The organism is Lacisediminihabitans profunda, from assembly GCF_008040105.1.
GTDB classification, from domain to species: Bacteria; Actinomycetota; Actinomycetes; order Actinomycetales; family Microbacteriaceae; genus Lacisediminihabitans; species Lacisediminihabitans profunda.
In genome coordinates, this window is the sequence record NZ_VRMG01000005.1 from 641,503 (window position 1) to 655,946 (window position 14,444).

Annotated in this window: 11 protein-coding genes; 4 read left to right on the forward strand and 7 right to left on the reverse strand. The window is 69.0% G+C overall.

Annotated elements, in window-relative coordinates:
• Positions 1-179 precede the first annotated feature (179 nt).
• Together clpX and FVP33_RS07600 are read left to right on the forward strand one after the other, a co-directional pair.
• Complete coding sequence (gene clpX / locus FVP33_RS07595) at positions 180-1,457, forward strand: ATP-dependent Clp protease ATP-binding subunit ClpX (protein WP_147782990.1); 1,278 nt, start codon at positions 180-182, stop codon at positions 1,455-1,457.
• A gap of 143 nt (positions 1,458-1,600) precedes the next feature.
• The gene (locus FVP33_RS07600) at positions 1,601-2,758 is read left to right on the forward strand and encodes a benzoate/H(+) symporter BenE family transporter (protein ID WP_281289375.1); all 1,158 of its coding nucleotides are present in this window, start codon (positions 1,601-1,603) and stop codon (positions 2,756-2,758) included.
• Between the two features lie 27 nt (positions 2,759-2,785).
• Here the strand turns inward: FVP33_RS07600 and FVP33_RS07605 are convergent, their stop codons facing one another.
• Positions 2,786-4,834: a M3 family metallopeptidase gene (locus tag FVP33_RS07605; protein WP_147782992.1), complete on the reverse strand. Its 2,049-nt coding sequence runs from the start codon at positions 4,832-4,834 to the stop codon at positions 2,786-2,788.
• A 141-nt stretch (positions 4,835-4,975) separates the two neighbouring features.
• Here FVP33_RS07605 and FVP33_RS07610 point away from each other — a divergent pair, with 141 nt between their 5' ends.
• Both FVP33_RS07610 and FVP33_RS07615 read left to right on the forward strand, forming a co-directional pair.
• Positions 4,976-5,653 carry an ArsR/SmtB family transcription factor gene (locus tag FVP33_RS07610; protein WP_147782993.1) on the forward strand — a complete coding sequence of 226 codons (678 nt, stop codon included), beginning with the start codon at positions 4,976-4,978 and terminating at the stop codon, positions 5,651-5,653.
• An 87-nt stretch (positions 5,654-5,740) separates the two neighbouring features.
• The gene (locus tag FVP33_RS07615) at positions 5,741-6,082 is read left to right on the forward strand and encodes a hypothetical protein (RefSeq protein ID WP_147782994.1); all 342 of its coding nucleotides are present in this window, start codon (positions 5,741-5,743) and stop codon (positions 6,080-6,082) included.
• A gap of 315 nt (positions 6,083-6,397) precedes the next feature.
• On the opposite strand, the gene FVP33_RS07620 is transcribed toward FVP33_RS07615, so the two are convergent.
• The 6 genes from FVP33_RS07620 to FVP33_RS07645 all read right to left on the reverse strand — a co-directional run bounded on the left by FVP33_RS07620 (position 6,398) and on the right by FVP33_RS07645 (position 14,383).
• Positions 6,398-6,646: a hypothetical protein gene (locus FVP33_RS07620; protein WP_147782995.1), complete on the reverse strand. Its 249-nt coding sequence runs from the start codon at positions 6,644-6,646 to the stop codon at positions 6,398-6,400.
• A 38-nt stretch (positions 6,647-6,684) separates the two neighbouring features.
• Positions 6,685-9,273, reverse strand: coding sequence for a valine--tRNA ligase (gene valS / locus FVP33_RS07625; RefSeq protein ID WP_246142256.1), 2,589 nt, complete (start codon positions 9,271-9,273; stop codon positions 6,685-6,687).
• A 136-nt stretch (positions 9,274-9,409) separates the two neighbouring features.
• Positions 9,410-10,984 carry a dipeptide ABC transporter ATP-binding protein gene (locus FVP33_RS07630; protein ID WP_147782996.1) on the reverse strand — a complete coding sequence of 525 codons (1,575 nt, stop codon included), beginning with the start codon at positions 10,982-10,984 and terminating at the stop codon, positions 9,410-9,412.
• Positions 10,981-11,778, reverse strand: coding sequence for an ABC transporter permease (locus FVP33_RS07635; protein WP_147782997.1), 798 nt, complete (start codon positions 11,776-11,778; stop codon positions 10,981-10,983). The genes FVP33_RS07630 and FVP33_RS07635 overlap by 4 nt, the downstream gene beginning before the upstream one ends.
• Entirely contained in the window at positions 11,775-12,764 is a 990-nt protein-coding gene (locus FVP33_RS07640) for an ABC transporter permease (protein WP_147782998.1), read from the reverse strand. Before FVP33_RS07640 ends, FVP33_RS07635 begins: the two co-directional genes overlap by 4 nt.
• On the reverse strand, positions 12,749-14,383 hold the full coding sequence (locus tag FVP33_RS07645) for an ABC transporter substrate-binding protein (RefSeq protein WP_147782999.1): 1,635 nt from the start codon (positions 14,381-14,383) through the stop codon (positions 12,749-12,751). The genes FVP33_RS07640 and FVP33_RS07645 overlap by 16 nt, the downstream gene beginning before the upstream one ends.
• Positions 14,384-14,444: the final 61 nt, after the last annotated feature.

The following is a 14,444-nucleotide window of genomic DNA, read 5'->3' on the forward strand; positions in this document are numbered from 1 at the left end:
GCGAACGGGGGGCAGGTTTGCCGTGTCGTATTCGCACATGATGCGGTGAGTGTCGCTGAGTCGGGTTAGGCTCGGTGTCAGGACCCCGGTAGCACCATACGAACGATCCGTAGAAGAAGACGGCCGCCGCTTCCGCAAGAGCAGCGGCACTGGGGCCGAGAATCTGGAGGAGGCCGAGCATGGCACGAATAGGCGAGAGCGCCGATCTGCTCAAGTGTTCCTTCTGTGGCAAGAGCCAGAAGCAAGTGCAGCAGCTCATTGCCGGCCCCGGCGTGTACATCTGCGACGAGTGCGTCGAGCTGTGCAACGAGATCATCGAGGAACGCCTGGCCGAGGCCGGCGAGGAGACCGCGAGCGAGTTCGAACTTCCCAAGCCGCGCGAGATCTACAGCTTCCTCGAGGAGTACGTGATCGGCCAGGAGGCCGCCAAGAAGGCCCTCTCCGTCGCCGTCTACAACCACTACAAGCGCATCCGTTCGCGCAGCACCCTCACCTCGGCCGACGCTCTCATCGACGACGTCGAGATCGCCAAGTCCAACATCCTGCTCATCGGCCCCACCGGGTGCGGCAAGACCTACCTCGCGCAGACCCTCGCCAAACGCCTCAACGTGCCGTTCGCTGTCGCGGATGCCACGGCCCTCACCGAGGCCGGATACGTGGGGGAGGATGTGGAGAACATCCTGCTCAAGCTCATCCAGGCCGCCGACTACGACGTGAAGCGCGCCGAGACCGGCATCATCTACATCGATGAGATCGACAAGATCGCCCGCAAAGCCGAGAACCCGTCGATCACCCGCGACGTGTCTGGCGAGGGCGTGCAGCAGGCGCTGCTCAAGATTCTCGAGGGCACGATCGCCTCCGTTCCCCCGCAGGGCGGCCGCAAGCATCCGCACCAGGAGTTCATCCAGGTCGACACGACCAACGTGCTCTTCATCGTGGCCGGCGCCTTCGCCGGTCTCGAGGAGATCATCTCCCAGCGCGCGGGCAAGAAGGGCATCGGCTTCGGCGCCCCGCTGCATAGCAAGGGCGACGACGTGAACCTCTTCGGCGAGGTGCTTCCGGAGGACCTGCACAAGTTCGGACTCATCCCCGAGTTCATCGGCCGCCTGCCCGTCGTCACCACGGTGACGCCGCTCGACCAGGTCGCACTCATGGAGATTCTCACCAAACCGAAGAACGCCCTCGTGCGCCAGTACCAGCGCATGTTCGAGCTGGATGGCGTGGTGCTCGACTTCGAACAGGACGCCCTCGAGGCCATCGCCGACCTGGCCGTGCTGCGCCAGACCGGAGCCCGAGGCCTGCGGTCGATCATGGAGGAAGTGCTCGGCCCGATCATGTTCGACGTGCCGTCGAGTGACGACATCGCCCAGGTGATCGTGACCCGCGCCGCCGTGCTGGAGAACGCCGCCCCGACGATCGTGCCGCACAAGGCGATCCGCCAGGAGAAGTCGGCGTAGCTCCCGCAGTTTCGCCGGCACGCGTCGGGTCCACCGCCTGCGGATTGGACCGCGTCGCAGCGGCGAGGGCGGCCCTAGGCTGAGGGAATCCCCGGCAGCCTCGAGAAAGACCGATAGCCATCATCCAGCCGATCACCGCGGGAATCGTCGCGGCCATCACCGGTTTCTCCAGCTCGTTCGCGATCGTTCTCGCCGGCCTGGCCGCCGTGGGCGCCACCCGATCGCAGTCCGCCTCCGGCCTGCTCGTGATCTGCGTGGCGCAGGGAGTGCTCTCCGTCGTGCTCAGCGCGGCCTATCGGGTGCCGCTCAAGTTCGCCTGGAGTACACCGGGGGCTGCCCTCCTCGTGGCCACGGCCGGGGTGACCGGGCGCTTCGCCGAGGCGGTCGCCGCGTTCATCGTCGCGGGCGCCCTCATCGTGCTCGTCGGCCTGTGGCCGGCGCTCGAGAGGCTCATCGGCCGCATCCCGCGCCCGATCTCGAATGCGATGCTCGCGGGCATCCTGTTCCCGCTCTGCCTCGCCCCGGTGAAGGCCGCCGTGCAGGTCCCGCTGCTGGCGATACCGGTGATCCTCGTCTGGCTGCTGCTGTACCGACTCGCGCCGCGCTGGGCGGTGCCGGCCGCGATCGTGCTCGCCGGCATCCTGCTGGCCGTCACCGTGGACTCCGGCTGGCTGCGCGGTGCCTCGCTGCTGCCGAGGCTCGACTTCGTGGCGCCCGTCTTCGACCCGCTCGTGGTGCTGAGCCTCGCGATTCCGCTCTTCATCGTGACCATGGCCGGCCAGAACATCCCGGGCGCCGCCATCCTGCACAACTTCGGCTACCGTCCGCCGGTGCGAGCCGCTCTCATCGGCTCCGGGCTGCTCTCCGGTGCCGGGGCGCTCTTCGGCGGCATCCCGATCAACCTCGCCGCCCTCACCCAGGCCCTCACCGCCGGGCCGGAGGCGGCCGTCGACCGGGACAGGCGCTGGATCGCGCCGGTGTCGGCCGGCGCGACCTACATCGTGCTGGGGCTGCTCGCGGGTGTCGCCACCGCGTTCGTCGCCGCGTCGCCGCCCGTGCTGATCCAGGCGGTGGCCGGACTGGCCCTGCTCGGTGCGCTCGTGGGCGCCGTGACGGCCGCGGTGGAGGATGCGGCGAGCCGGCTGGCGGCGATCGTCGCGTTTCTCGTGACGGCCTCCGGAATCACGGTGGCGGGAATCGGCTCCGCTTTCTGGGGCCTCATCGTGGGGGCGGTCGTCATGCTGTGGCTGGGTTGGCGGCGGCGCACATCGCGCCCCGTCGATACCGCGCCAGGCCGCTGAGCGGGTCCGGCCGCTGGGGATGCGGGACTAGCCGGCGAGACCCCGGCGCTTGAGCAGCGGCTCGATCACGGCATCGCGTCCCCGGAACTCCCGGTACGCCTCCAGCGGGTCCTTCGACCCGCCCACCCCGAGCAGCAGCGACCGGAAGCGGTCCCCGTTCGCGCGGGTGAGCCCGCCATTCTCGGTGAACCAGTCGACGGTATCCGCGTCGAGCACCTCGCTCCAGATGTACGAGTAGTACCCGGCGTCGTACCCGCCGGAGAAGGTGTGCGCAAAGTACGTGCTCGAGTACCGGGTCGGCACGGCCGGGTTATCGAGGCCCACCGCCGCGAGGGCCTCCGCCTCGAACTCGGCGACGTCGGCCACGGTGTCGTCCGCCGTGATGCGGTGCCAGGCCTGGTCGAGCAGCGCTGCCGCGAGGTATTCGCTCGTCTTGAAACCCTCATTGAACGCCGAGGATGCCCGAATCTTGTCCACGAACGCCTGCGGCATGGGCTCGCCGGTCTCGAAATGCACGGCGTAGTTTGCCAGGATCTCGGGCCACAGCATCCACATCTCGTTCACCTGGCTCGGGAACTCGACAAAGTCGCGGTACACGTTCGTGCCGGCGAACTTGGGGTAGGTGACGCGCGCGAACAGCCCGTGCAGGGCGTGCCCGAACTCGTGGAAGAACGTGTTGACCTCGTCGTAGCTGAGCAGGGTGGGCATTCCCGACGCGGGCTTCGGCACGTTGAGATTGTTCGTGACGACGACCGGATGATCCAGCAGGGAGTTCTGCGAGACGAGGGAGTTCATCCACGCGCCCCCGCGCTTGGAGTCCCTGGTGTAGAGGTCGAGCACGTAGAGACCGACGGGGGAGCCGTCGTCGTTCTTCACCTCGAACACGCGGGCGTCCGGGTGGTAGGCGACGAGGTCCGCACGTTCGGTGAAGGTCACCCCGTAGACGCGCGTGGCGGCGAAGAACACCCCGTCGCGCATCACCCGCTCGGCCTCGAAGTACGGACGCATCGCGGCGGTGTCGACGTCGTACTTCGCCTGGCGCACCTTCTCGGTGTAGTACGCCCAGTCCCAGGATTGGAGGGCGAATTCGTCGCCGATCTGGGCCTGCAGGTCGGCCTGTTCCGCGCGGGCGTTGCGCGCCGCGATGGGGGCCAGGCGACCGAGCATCGAGGCCACGGCCGCCGGCGTCTTGGCCGTCTCATCCGCCGTGACATACGCGGCGTGGTTCTCGAATCCGAGCAGCCGTGCCCGCTCCGCGCGCAGGCGGGTGATCTCCAGCACGAGTTCGCGATTGTCGTTCTCGCCGCCGCGGCCGCCGCGCGAGCGGGACGCGTCCATGATGCGCTTCCGCACGTCGCGATTGGTGAGTGAGTCGAGGTAGGGATGCCCGGTGGGCAGCACCAGCGTCACGAGGTATTTGCCGTCCAGGCCTCGCTCCCGGGCGGCCTCGGCCGCGGCCGAGATCTCTCCGGCGCCGAGCCCGTCGAGTTCGGCGACGTCGTCGATCACCACGGCGAGGTCGTTGGTGTCGGCGAGCAGGTTCTTCTCGAACCGCGTGGTGAGAGTGGAGAGCGTCTGGTTGTACTCGCGAAGCGCGGCCTTCTGGTCATCGTCCAACGCGGCACCGGCCAGGGTGAATTCGGTGTAGTAGCGCTCGACGAGATAGCGGGATTCGGCGTCCAGATCCAGCTGATCGAGCTGGTCGTGCAGGGTCTTGATGCGCCAGTACAGGGCGGAGTCGAGCCGGATGGCGTCGGAGTGCGCGGCGAGGAGGGGCGCCATCTCCTCCTCGAGCTCGTTCGTGAAGTCCGAGATGTCGGCCGAACTCTTGTTGAAGAACACGGTGGCGACGCGCTCGAGCGTCTGCCCGGACTTCTCCAGGGGGATCATCGTGTTCTCGAAGCTGGGCGCGTCCCCGCGGCGGGTGATGTTCGAGATCTCGGCGAGGTGCTCCTCGATGCCCCTCTCGAACGCCGGCCGGTAGTGCTCGTCCCGGATGTCGGCGAAGGGCGGCAGCCCGTAGGGCAGGGTGCTCGGCGCCAGGAAGGGATTCTGCTCGAGATTCTGTTCAACCATGCGGGCTAGCCTAGGCCGAACGCCGACGCCGAGACGACAGGGCACCGGTGCTGCAAAGGATTCTCTGCAAAGAGTACGTTGCAAAGAGTGTGTTGCAAAGAAGGCATTGCAAAGAATGCTTTGCATTGTTATTCTGGCACCATGGCTGAGAACCCGACCACCGAGTCCGAAGAAGAAGACGCCCACAAGGCGTTCGCGGGGCGCATCCTCGACCTCGAATCCCTCAAGGCGCTCGCGCATCCACTGCGGGTGCACATCGTCGACATGCTCTCGACCTACGGCTCGTTCACCGCGAGCGGGCTGGCCGATCGGTTGGGCGAGTCCAGCGGCGCCACCAGCTACCATCTGCGGCAGCTGGAGAAGCACGGATTCGTGCGTGAGGTGCAGGGCAAGGGCACGGGTCGTGAACGCTGGTGGGAACGAACCCCCGTTGGGATCAACCTGTCGTCGAGGGAGATGAAGGAGACGACCGCGACCCCGGTGGGGCGTGCCGCGAGCGACCTCGTCATCCAGGAATGGAAGCGCAGCCGCGCGCGGGTTCTCGACGACTTCCTCGAGCGTGGCCCTGACCTTCTTCCGGACGCGTGGCTCGACGTGAGCACCGTGAGCACCATGAACACCAGGCTGACGAGGGAGCAGATGAACGAGCTCCTCGAGGCCTGGATCGCGCTCTACGGCGAGTACATCGAGAAGTACAAGGGCCAGGAGGTGCCCGGCGCGAGGCCGGTGCAGATCCACTTCGATGCCTTTCCCGTCGTGGATGGGGAAGAGACGCCGGATGACGCGGAGTCGGCTCGGAATCCTCGCGAAGATCCGTGATCGTCCGGCCTCGCGCCGTTCATCATCCGGCCACCGGAATGACAGTGGCCGACCCTAAATTGAGACCCAGGAAGAGGTGAAAAGACAATGACAGCAACCCTCGCTCTTCGCGCCAGTGCTGATCTGGTGAGTGCCGATCTGGTGAGTGCCGACCTGGCGAGTGCCGACCTGCTGAGCACCGACCTGCTGAGTGCCGATCTGGTGAGTGCCGACCTGCTGAGCACCGCCGCCTTCACCGTGCACAGTCCGCGTCCCCGCGGCCTCGAACGCGCGGCGATCACGCTCGGTGTCGCCATGCTGAGGTGGGCTCGCGCCCGCGCCGAGCGCGGCATGATGACACGTGAGGAACACTCTCGGACTTTTGCGACGGTTTGTGACGTCGAACTTCGACAGCACAGGACGCTTTCCCTGGCGATGCGGGTATCCTGAGCTGAATTCTTCGCCGGCCGTACCATCCGAATCGGCTCGTACCCTATCCGCTGACGCACTCGCCACGAGCGGTCGTCAATCGGAACCCGTCCCCTCGTGTCGAGGGACCTCTCGTGTCGGCGCCGCCGGCATCCTGCCCCAGTCCACCCCGATGAGCTCCACGGACCTGCACTCGGCGTCCTAGCGCCTCCTCCTGTGCACGATCCCCCCAGGACATCCGTCCGGCTCATCGGGGTTCTGGGCGGCCCGCCGTGGCCGAAGGACTCTCCGGGCCGGACAAATCGCGCCGGGCTGATCGCCTCGGCTTGCGTCGGGTCAGCTGGCGTCCGTGCCGTCCTCCGACGGATCGGTGACGACGACCGTGCCGTCAGCGGTGACGCGCACGATCGTGCCGTCGTCGAGTTCGGCCACCGGACGGCCCTCCAGCCAGGTGAGGGTCCAGCGCCAACCGCTCGTGTCGATGCCGGCCAGGTCGGCCTCGACGGAGCGGATCGCCGCGACGACCGGTTCGGGGAGGCGCGGCGGCGCGTCGGTGCCGACCGCCCATCGTGTGCCTAGCTGCATCGTTGGGCCTCCGGTCTGTCTGCGGTGGTGGGGTGTGGTCAGGCCGGCTGCTCGGCGAGCAGCACGTCGGTAACGGCGATCTCTTCGCTGATCGCGAAGGTGAGGCTGGCGATGCGTCCGACGGCGGCCAGGTCGTCGACCGCCTGCTGCAGCAGCACCGGACCGGTGATCGTCGCCGAGGTCACCTCGGTGCGCTGCGACGCCTTCGCGTCGGTCTTGGCCCGGCGGATGCCGATCAGCGCCTGCCCCACGGCGCCCAGGAGCCCGGTGGGGTGAGCCTGGGTGGGTGCGGTGGGCCAGGATGCGCGGTGCACGGAGTCGTCGTGGGTCCAGGACCAGACCTCCTCCGTGGCGAAGGGGATGAACGGCGCGAGCAGCCGCAGGAGCACATCGACGCCCGTTCGCAGCGTCGCCACCGCGGAGGCCTGCTCGGGCGCCGTGGCCGATCCGTATGCCCGTTCCTTCACGAGTTCGAGGTAGTCGTCGCAGAAGGTCCAGAAGAACCGCTCGGTCACCTCGAGCGCCCTGGCGTGGTCGAAGTCCTCGAGGCAGTTCGTCGCGGCCTCCACGACGATGGCGAGTTCGGCCAGCACGTCGATGTCCAGGGGATTGGTGATCAGGCTCGCCGCGACCGCCTCGTCCGCCCCGCCCGAGGCGACGAGCGCCTCCGGCACGGGGAACGAGTACACGAACTTGGCGGCGTTGAGCACCTTGATGGCCAGTCGCCGGCCGATCTTGATCTGCTTGGGGTTCTGCGGATCGAAGGCCGCGTCGGTGCCCAGCCTGCTGGAGGCCGCCCAATAGCGCACGGCATCCGAACCGTGCTCGTCGAGCATGGCCGCCGGGGTCACCACGTTGCCCTTCGACTTGGACATCTTCTTGCGGTCGGGGTCGACGATGAAGCCGGAGATTCCGGCGTTCTTCCAGGGCAGCGAACCGTTCTCGAGCTCCGCCCGCAAGATCGTGGAGAACAGCCAGGTGCGGATGATGTCCTGGCCCTGCGAGCGCAGCGAGTACGGGAAGACGAGGTCGAAGAGCTCAGGATCCCGCTCCCAGCCGCCGGCGATCTGCGGGGTGAGGGACGACGTGGCCCAGGTGTCCATGATGTCGACCTCGCCGACGAAGCCGCCGGGCACGCCGCGCTGGGTCTCGTCGTAGCCGGGAGCCGGGGCGGATGCCGGGTCCACCGGCAGCGCGCTCTCGCTCGGCACGATGACCGCGCCCTTCTCGCCGTCGGCGTCGAGCTCATACCAGACCGGGATCGGCACGCCGAAGAAGCGCTGGCGCGAGATGAGCCAGTCGCCGGTGAGACCGTTTACCCAGTTCTCGTAGCGCACGCGCATGAAGTCCGGGGCGAAGTTGATCTCGCGGCCGCGCTCGAGCAGCTTCGCCCGGAGCGCCTCGTCGCGAGCGCCGTTGCGGATGTACCACTGGCGCGTGGAGACGATCTCGAGGGGCTTGTCGCCCTTCTCGAAGAACTTCACCGAGTGAACGATCCGCTTGGGCTCGCCGATGAGCTCCCCGCTGGCGGTGAGCAGTTCGACCACCCGGGCCTTGGCGCTGAACACGGTCTTGCCGGCCAGTTCGGCGTAGGCCGCCTTCGCGTCCTCGCCCACGATCACGTCGGGGGCGTCCGCGATGATCCGCCCGTCGCGCCCGATGATCGTGCGGTTGGGCAGGTCGAGTTCGCGCCACCAGACGACGTCGGTGACATCGCCGAAGGTGCAGATCATGGCGATGCCCGATCCCTTGTCCTTCTGGGCGAGGTGGTGGGCCAGCACCGGCACCTCGACGCCGAAGAGCGGAGTGGTCACCGTGGTGCCGAAGAGGTGCTGGTAGCGCTCGTCGTCCGGGTGGGCGACGAGGGCCACGCACGCCGGCAGCAGTTCCGGTCGCGTGGTCTCGATGTGCACGTCGCCGTCGGGCCCGTGGAAGGCCAGGCGGTGGTAAGCCGCCGGCTGTTCCTTATCCTCGAGTTCGGCCTGGGCCACCGCCGTGCGGAAGGTGACGTCCCAGAGGGTGGGCGCATCCGCCTGGTACGCCTCGCCGCGGGCGAGGTTGCGGAGGAAGGCGCGCTGGGCGGCGGTCTGGGCCTCGTCGCCGATGGTGCGGTAGCTCTGCGTCCAGTCGACGCTGAGGCCCATCGTGCGCCAGACATCCTCGAACTGCTTCTCGTCTTCGGCGGTGAGCCGTTCGCACAGCTCGATGAAGTTGCGGCGGGAGAGCGGCAGCTGGTCGGCGGCCTTGGACGACGAATTGTCGCCCCCCTCGAGTGGGGGCACGAAGTCGGGGTCGTAGGGCAGCGACGGGTCGCAGCGCACGCCGTAGTAGTTCTGCACCCGGCGCTCGGTGGGCAGACCGTTGTCGTCCCAGCCCATCGGGTAGAAGACGCTCTTGCCGCGCATCCGCTCGAACCGCGCGATCAGGTCCATGTGGGTGTAGCTGAAGACATGCCCGATGTGCAGGCTGCCCGAGGCGGTCGGCGGGGGAGTGTCGATGCTGAAGACGGTTCCGCGGGTGGCCGTCTCCCGGTCGAAGCGGTAGGTCTGCTCCTGCTGCCAGCGCTGATCCCATTTCGCCTCGAGCCCCTCGAGGGCGGGCTTCTCGGGAATGGGCGAGGCAGAGATGTCGGCCACGGGGCGCTCCGGTTCTGTATGGGCGGCACCGAGTCAGTGAAGAGGTGCCTGAATGGGGGGATCGTGTCCGATTCTACAACCGGCGGCCGAGACGCCTCCGGCGGTCGGTCCTCGCCCGGCGCGATCCTCAGCCGAGGCGGGGAGCCGAGTCGATCAGAGCGCGCGTGTAGTCGTGCCGCGGTCGGGAGAAGACCGACTCGGTGGGACCTGCCTCCAGCACCCGGCCGTGCCGCATCACCAGCAGGTCGTCGCTCATGTGGCGCACCACGCCGAGGTCATGGGTGATGAAGAGATAGCTCAGGCCGAGCGAGCGCTGGAGATCGTCGAGCAGGTCGAGAACCTGGGCCTGCACCGACACGTCGAGGCTCGACACCGGTTCGTCGCAGACGAGGATGTGCGGCCTCGGCGCGATCGCCCGCGCGATCGCCACCCGCTGCTGCTGGCCGCCCGAGAGGAGCCGCGGACGGCGGGAGGCGAGCGACGCCTGCAGGCCCACCGACTCCATCAGCGCCACGACCTCCGGGCTTGCGCGTCGCGACCGCCCGCCGCTCAGCGCGTCCGCGAGAATCTGGCCGACGGTGAGCCGCGGGTCGAACGAGCTGAGGGCGTCCTGGTAGATCGCGCCGATCCCCGGTCGACGCTCGCGCCGCTGCGGCTCGGTGAGCGTGCTCCACGGCCGACCGAGCAGCCGCACCTCCCCGGCATCCGGCCGCTCGAGGGCGAGCACGAGGCGGGCGACCGTGGTCTTGCCCGATCCGGACTCGCCGACGATCCCGAGGGTCTTGCCTCGCCCGAGGGCGAACCCCACCCCGTCGACCGCCACTCGCGAGCCGAATTCTCGCCGGAGTCCGGTGGCGGAGAGCACCACGTCGCGGGAGGCCTGCGGCCGATCGGCCGCAGGCGCGGCCGCGGGCCGGTCAGTGAGCCGCTCGAAGCGGGGGCGGTCCGTCGGAACCGCAGCGATCAGCCGGCGGGTGTACGGATGCCGCGGCTCGGCGAGAACCCGCTCGGCCGGTCCGCTCTCCACCACCCGCCCCTCGGACATGACGACGAGGTGCGAGGCGAGCCGGCTCACGACGGCGAGGTCGTGGCTGATCAGCAGGATCGCCGTCCCGGCGTCGCGGAGGCTCTCGAGCAGGTCGAGGATGCCGGCCTGCACCGTCGTGTCGAGCGCCGTGGTCGGCTCGTCCGCGATGAGCAGGCGCGGCCGGAGCGCGATCGCCGAGGCGATCAGCGCTCGCTGGCGAAGCCCGCCGGAGAGCTCGTCCGGTCGCTGGGCCGCACGCTCCGCCGCCTGCGGAACGCCCGCCTCGGCGAGCAGTTCGATGGCGCGCGCACGGCGCTGGGCGGCGCCGAGCCGGGTGTGGATGCGCAGCGAGTCCTCGATCTCCCGCCCGACCGGCCGCAGCGGGTCGAGAGCCACGAGGGCGCCCTGCGACACGAATCCGATCTCCCGCCCGCGCAACCGACGGAGCCTCGAGGGCGAGGCCGAGCGGAGGTCCGTGTCGTGGAAGCGCAACTCCGCCGCGTTCACGGATCCTCCGGTGAGGCCCAGCAGCGCGCGCGCGGTCACGCTCTTGCCCGATCCGGACTCACCGACGAGGGCGACGCACTGCCCGGCCTCGATGTCGAAGTCCACCCCGGAGACGACGGTCGTGCCGCCGAACGACACGGCGAGATCACGCACGGAGACGAGGGTCATCTGAGCCGCGTCCCCTGCTGGATTCCGCGCCCGAGCAGGGTGGTACCGACCGCTGCCAGCACGATGAAGAGGCCGGGGAAGAAGGTCATCCACCAGAAGGAGCCGAGGTAGGTGCGGCCGGCGGACAGCATGGCGCCCCACTCGGCGGCGGGCGGCACGGCGCCGAGGCCGAGGTAGCTGAGCGACGACGCCCAGACTATCGACTGCCCGATGCCGAGCGTCACGAGCACGAAGAGGGATCCGACCACGTTCGGCAGGAGGTGGCGCACGAGGCGGTGGGCGGGGCTCCGGCCGAGCACGAGGGCCGCCTCGAGGTAGGGGGCCCGCCGCACGACCCGAACCTGGCTACGGATGATGCGCGCATACCCCGGCGCGGTCGCGAGTCCGACGGCGATCGTGGAGGTGACCACACCAGGGCCGTAGATCACGATGAAGAGCAGCGCGAGCAGAAGGCCGGGAAACGCGAACAGCACCTCGAGAAACCGGGTGGTACCGAAGTCGAGCCAGCGCGGCCCGAGCCCGGAGAGCAGCCCGAGGATGAGGGCGAGTCCCACGCCGATCGCGGTCGCCGACAGACCGATCGTGAGCGACGCGCCCGTGCCGTGGATGATGCGCGTGAAGATGTCCCGGCCGGATTCGTCGGTTCCGAACGGGTGGGCGAACGAGGGCGCCCGGAAGCTGTCGAGGGGGTGGATGGCGAGGGGATCGCCGGGCGCGATGACGCCGGGAAACAGCGCGGCGAAGACCAGGAAGGCGAGAACGGCGGCGGCGACGATGACGGCGGGCCTGCTCATGAGCGCCCCCGATGCGCGGTCGTCGGGGCGGGACGCGGGTCGATGAGCCTGTCCGCGAGATCCGTGAGGGTCGTGACGAGCATGTAGCCGAGCGCCACGACGAGCACCACGCCGATCACCAGCGGCACGTCGCGCAACTGGACGGCCGAGAGCAGGCTCCGCCCGATCCCGGGGCGCGCGAAGATCGTCTCGACGACGACCGCGCCGCTGATCAGGGCGCCGAACGCCCAGCCGGCGAGTCCGATGGCGGGGATCGCCGCGTGCCGGAGCGCGTGTCGCCAGAACACGCCGGCCTCGCTCTCGCCCCGAGCACGGGCCGCGAGCACGAACGGCGAGCCGAGCGCGTCGAGGAGGGACTCGCGCATCACCTGGCCGAGGAATCCGGCCAGGGGGATGGCGAGGGTGAGCACGGGAAGCACGAGGCCCGCGGGGCCAGGGACGCTCACCGGGGGCAGCCAGCCGAGGGTCGTGGAGAAGAGCAGGATGAGTGAGATCGCGAGCCAGAAGTGCGGCAGCGCCGCCGACACGACCTCGAGTACCCACGTCACCGCCGAGGCCCAGCGACCGCCCCTGGTCGACCAGGCCGCGAGGGCGAGGGCGATGACGGCCGCGGTGAGCAGGGAGAGCAGGGCGAGCAGCAGCGTCCCGCCGAGGTTCTGCCCGATCACCGCGCCGACCGGCTCGCGCAAGGAGTACGACCGGCCGAGGTCCCCGGCGGCGAGTCGACCGAGATAGTGCAGGTACTGCAGGGGGAGGGGCAGGTCGAGCCCGTAGTCGGCGCGCACCTGGGCGAGGGCGGCGGCGCTGGCCTGCGAGCCCGGGCCGCCGAGCACCGCCTCGGCCGGGTCACCGGGGATCAGTCGGATGGCGAAGAAGGTGACCGTGGCGACGGCCCAGAGCACGAAGACCACGCCCCCGAGCCGCAGGAGCAGCCAGGGCAGGGGGCCGCGCCGAACCGGGGGTGCTGCGGCTACCGGGAGAGCCACGCGTCGTACATCGTGGGCGTGGACACCGTCGGCATCGCCCGCAGCCCGCTCACCACGGAACGCCGCAGGAAGTGGTTCTGCTGGTCGTAGAGCGGAAGGATGTAGAAGCCGCCAAGCACGATCTCCTGTGCCTTCTTGTAGAGGCTCGCGCGCTCGGTCTGGTCCGAGGTCTGCGCCGCCTTCTCGAGCAGCGCGTCGAGGGCGGGATCCTTCACCTGGGAGTGGTTGGCGAAGTAGCCGCTGGGCGCCGGCTTGGTGCCCGCACTGTCGAAGAGGATGCGCAGCACATCCGGTCCGACCTTCGTGTACGGGGCGCTCACCAGGTTGTACTGGTTCTTGCCCAGAGCGCCGTACCAGCTGGAGAGGTCGAGCGGGTGGAGGTTCACCTTGAAGCCGGCCTGCTTGCTGGTGGCCTGCAGCTGTTCGAAGAGCGACTGCTCGGCGGGGATCGACTGGTTGGTGCTCACCGGGAAGTCCAGTTCGAGCACCGTGCCGTTCTTCGTGCGATAGCCGTCAGCGTTCTTCGTGCCCCAGCCGGCCGCGTCGAGGAGTGTCGCCGCCGCCTTCTGGTCGTAGCCGAACAGCTTCGGCTCCGAGACGCCGAGCTTCTCGACGCTCGAGAGCGCGGAATACGAGCGCGTGGCGGTGCCGAAGAACAGGCTCGTGACGGCGTCGTTCACGTTCGCCGAGCGGATGAACGCCTCCCGCACCCTCGCGTCGTCGAACGGCGCGATGCTCGAGTTGAGTTCGATGCGATTGGAGGCGCCGGGGCGCGGCGCGTCGAGGGCGACGAGGTCCTTGCTCTTCTTCGCGGCCACGAGGGTGTCCGGCTGCACGTTGTCGATCACGTCGACGGTGCCGGCCGTCAGGGCCGCATAGCGCGACACCGAGTCGGGCAGGAAGCGCCAGTCGATCGCCTTGAGGTACGCCGCGCCGGTGTGCGCGGCGTCGGCGGGCGGAGAGGTGTAGCCCTCGTTGCGCACGAGGGAGATCGACTGCTGGTGGGTCCACTTCGTCACGACGAACGGCCCGGTTCCCACCGGGGACTCGCAGTTGACCGCCTGGCTGCGCTTGAGCGCGGTGGGGGACTCGATCGCGAGCCAGGGCTGGGAGAGGGAGTCGAGCAGCGCGCTGTCCGGGCTGCTCAGGGTGATGCGGGCGGTGTGCCTGTCGACGGCGGTGACGCCCGTCACCTTCTGCAGCGCGAGGTACCCGGTGGACGACGCGGTCGCCGGGTCCTGGAGGTGGGCGACGTTCGCGGCCACGGCATCCGCCTCGAATGGCGTGCCGTCGGTGAACTTCACGCCGGTGCGCAGCGTGAAGTCCCAGCTCAGGCCATCCGCGGACTCGCTCCACTTGGTGGCGAGCCACGGGATGATGTCCCCGGCCTTGTTCTTGGAGACGAGGGACTCGAGGTACTGGGTGGCCACGAGCGCCTGCGGGTAGTTGCCGCCCACGTGCGGGTCGAGGCAGGTGGGCTCGGCGTCCCCGGTCGCGTAGACGAGGGTGCCGCCGGCGACCGGCTTGCCGTCGGACGAGCCGGTGGAGGTGGTGCTGCAGCCGGCCACGAGGAGAGCGACGGAGGCGATGGCGATGAGGGGGGCGACGAAGCGTTTCACTGACGGGCTCTCTGCTGAACGGCTATTATTGGACTCAGTACAGTATTACACCGCCCGGAGG

Excerpts from the sequence above, each read along its gene's own strand:
- clpX (WP_147782990.1), top strand. The coding sequence starts at position 180 with ATGGCACGAATAGGCGAGAGCGCCGATCTGCTCAAGTGTTCCTTCTGT.
- FVP33_RS07605 (WP_147782992.1), bottom strand. The coding sequence starts at position 4,834 with ATGGTTGAACAGAATCTCGAGCAGAATCCCTTCCTGGCGCCGAGCACC.
- FVP33_RS07635 (WP_147782997.1), bottom strand. The coding sequence starts at position 11,778 with ATGAGCAGGCCCGCCGTCATCGTCGCCGCCGCCGTTCTCGCCTTCCTG.
- FVP33_RS07610 (WP_147782993.1), top strand. The coding sequence starts at position 4,976 with ATGGCTGAGAACCCGACCACCGAGTCCGAAGAAGAAGACGCCCACAAG.
- FVP33_RS07620 (WP_147782995.1), bottom strand. The coding sequence starts at position 6,646 with ATGCAGCTAGGCACACGATGGGCGGTCGGCACCGACGCGCCGCCGCGC.
- FVP33_RS07630 (WP_147782996.1), bottom strand. The coding sequence starts at position 10,984 with ATGACCCTCGTCTCCGTGCGTGATCTCGCCGTGTCGTTCGGCGGCACG.
- FVP33_RS07615 (WP_147782994.1), top strand. The coding sequence starts at position 5,741 with ATGACAGCAACCCTCGCTCTTCGCGCCAGTGCTGATCTGGTGAGTGCC.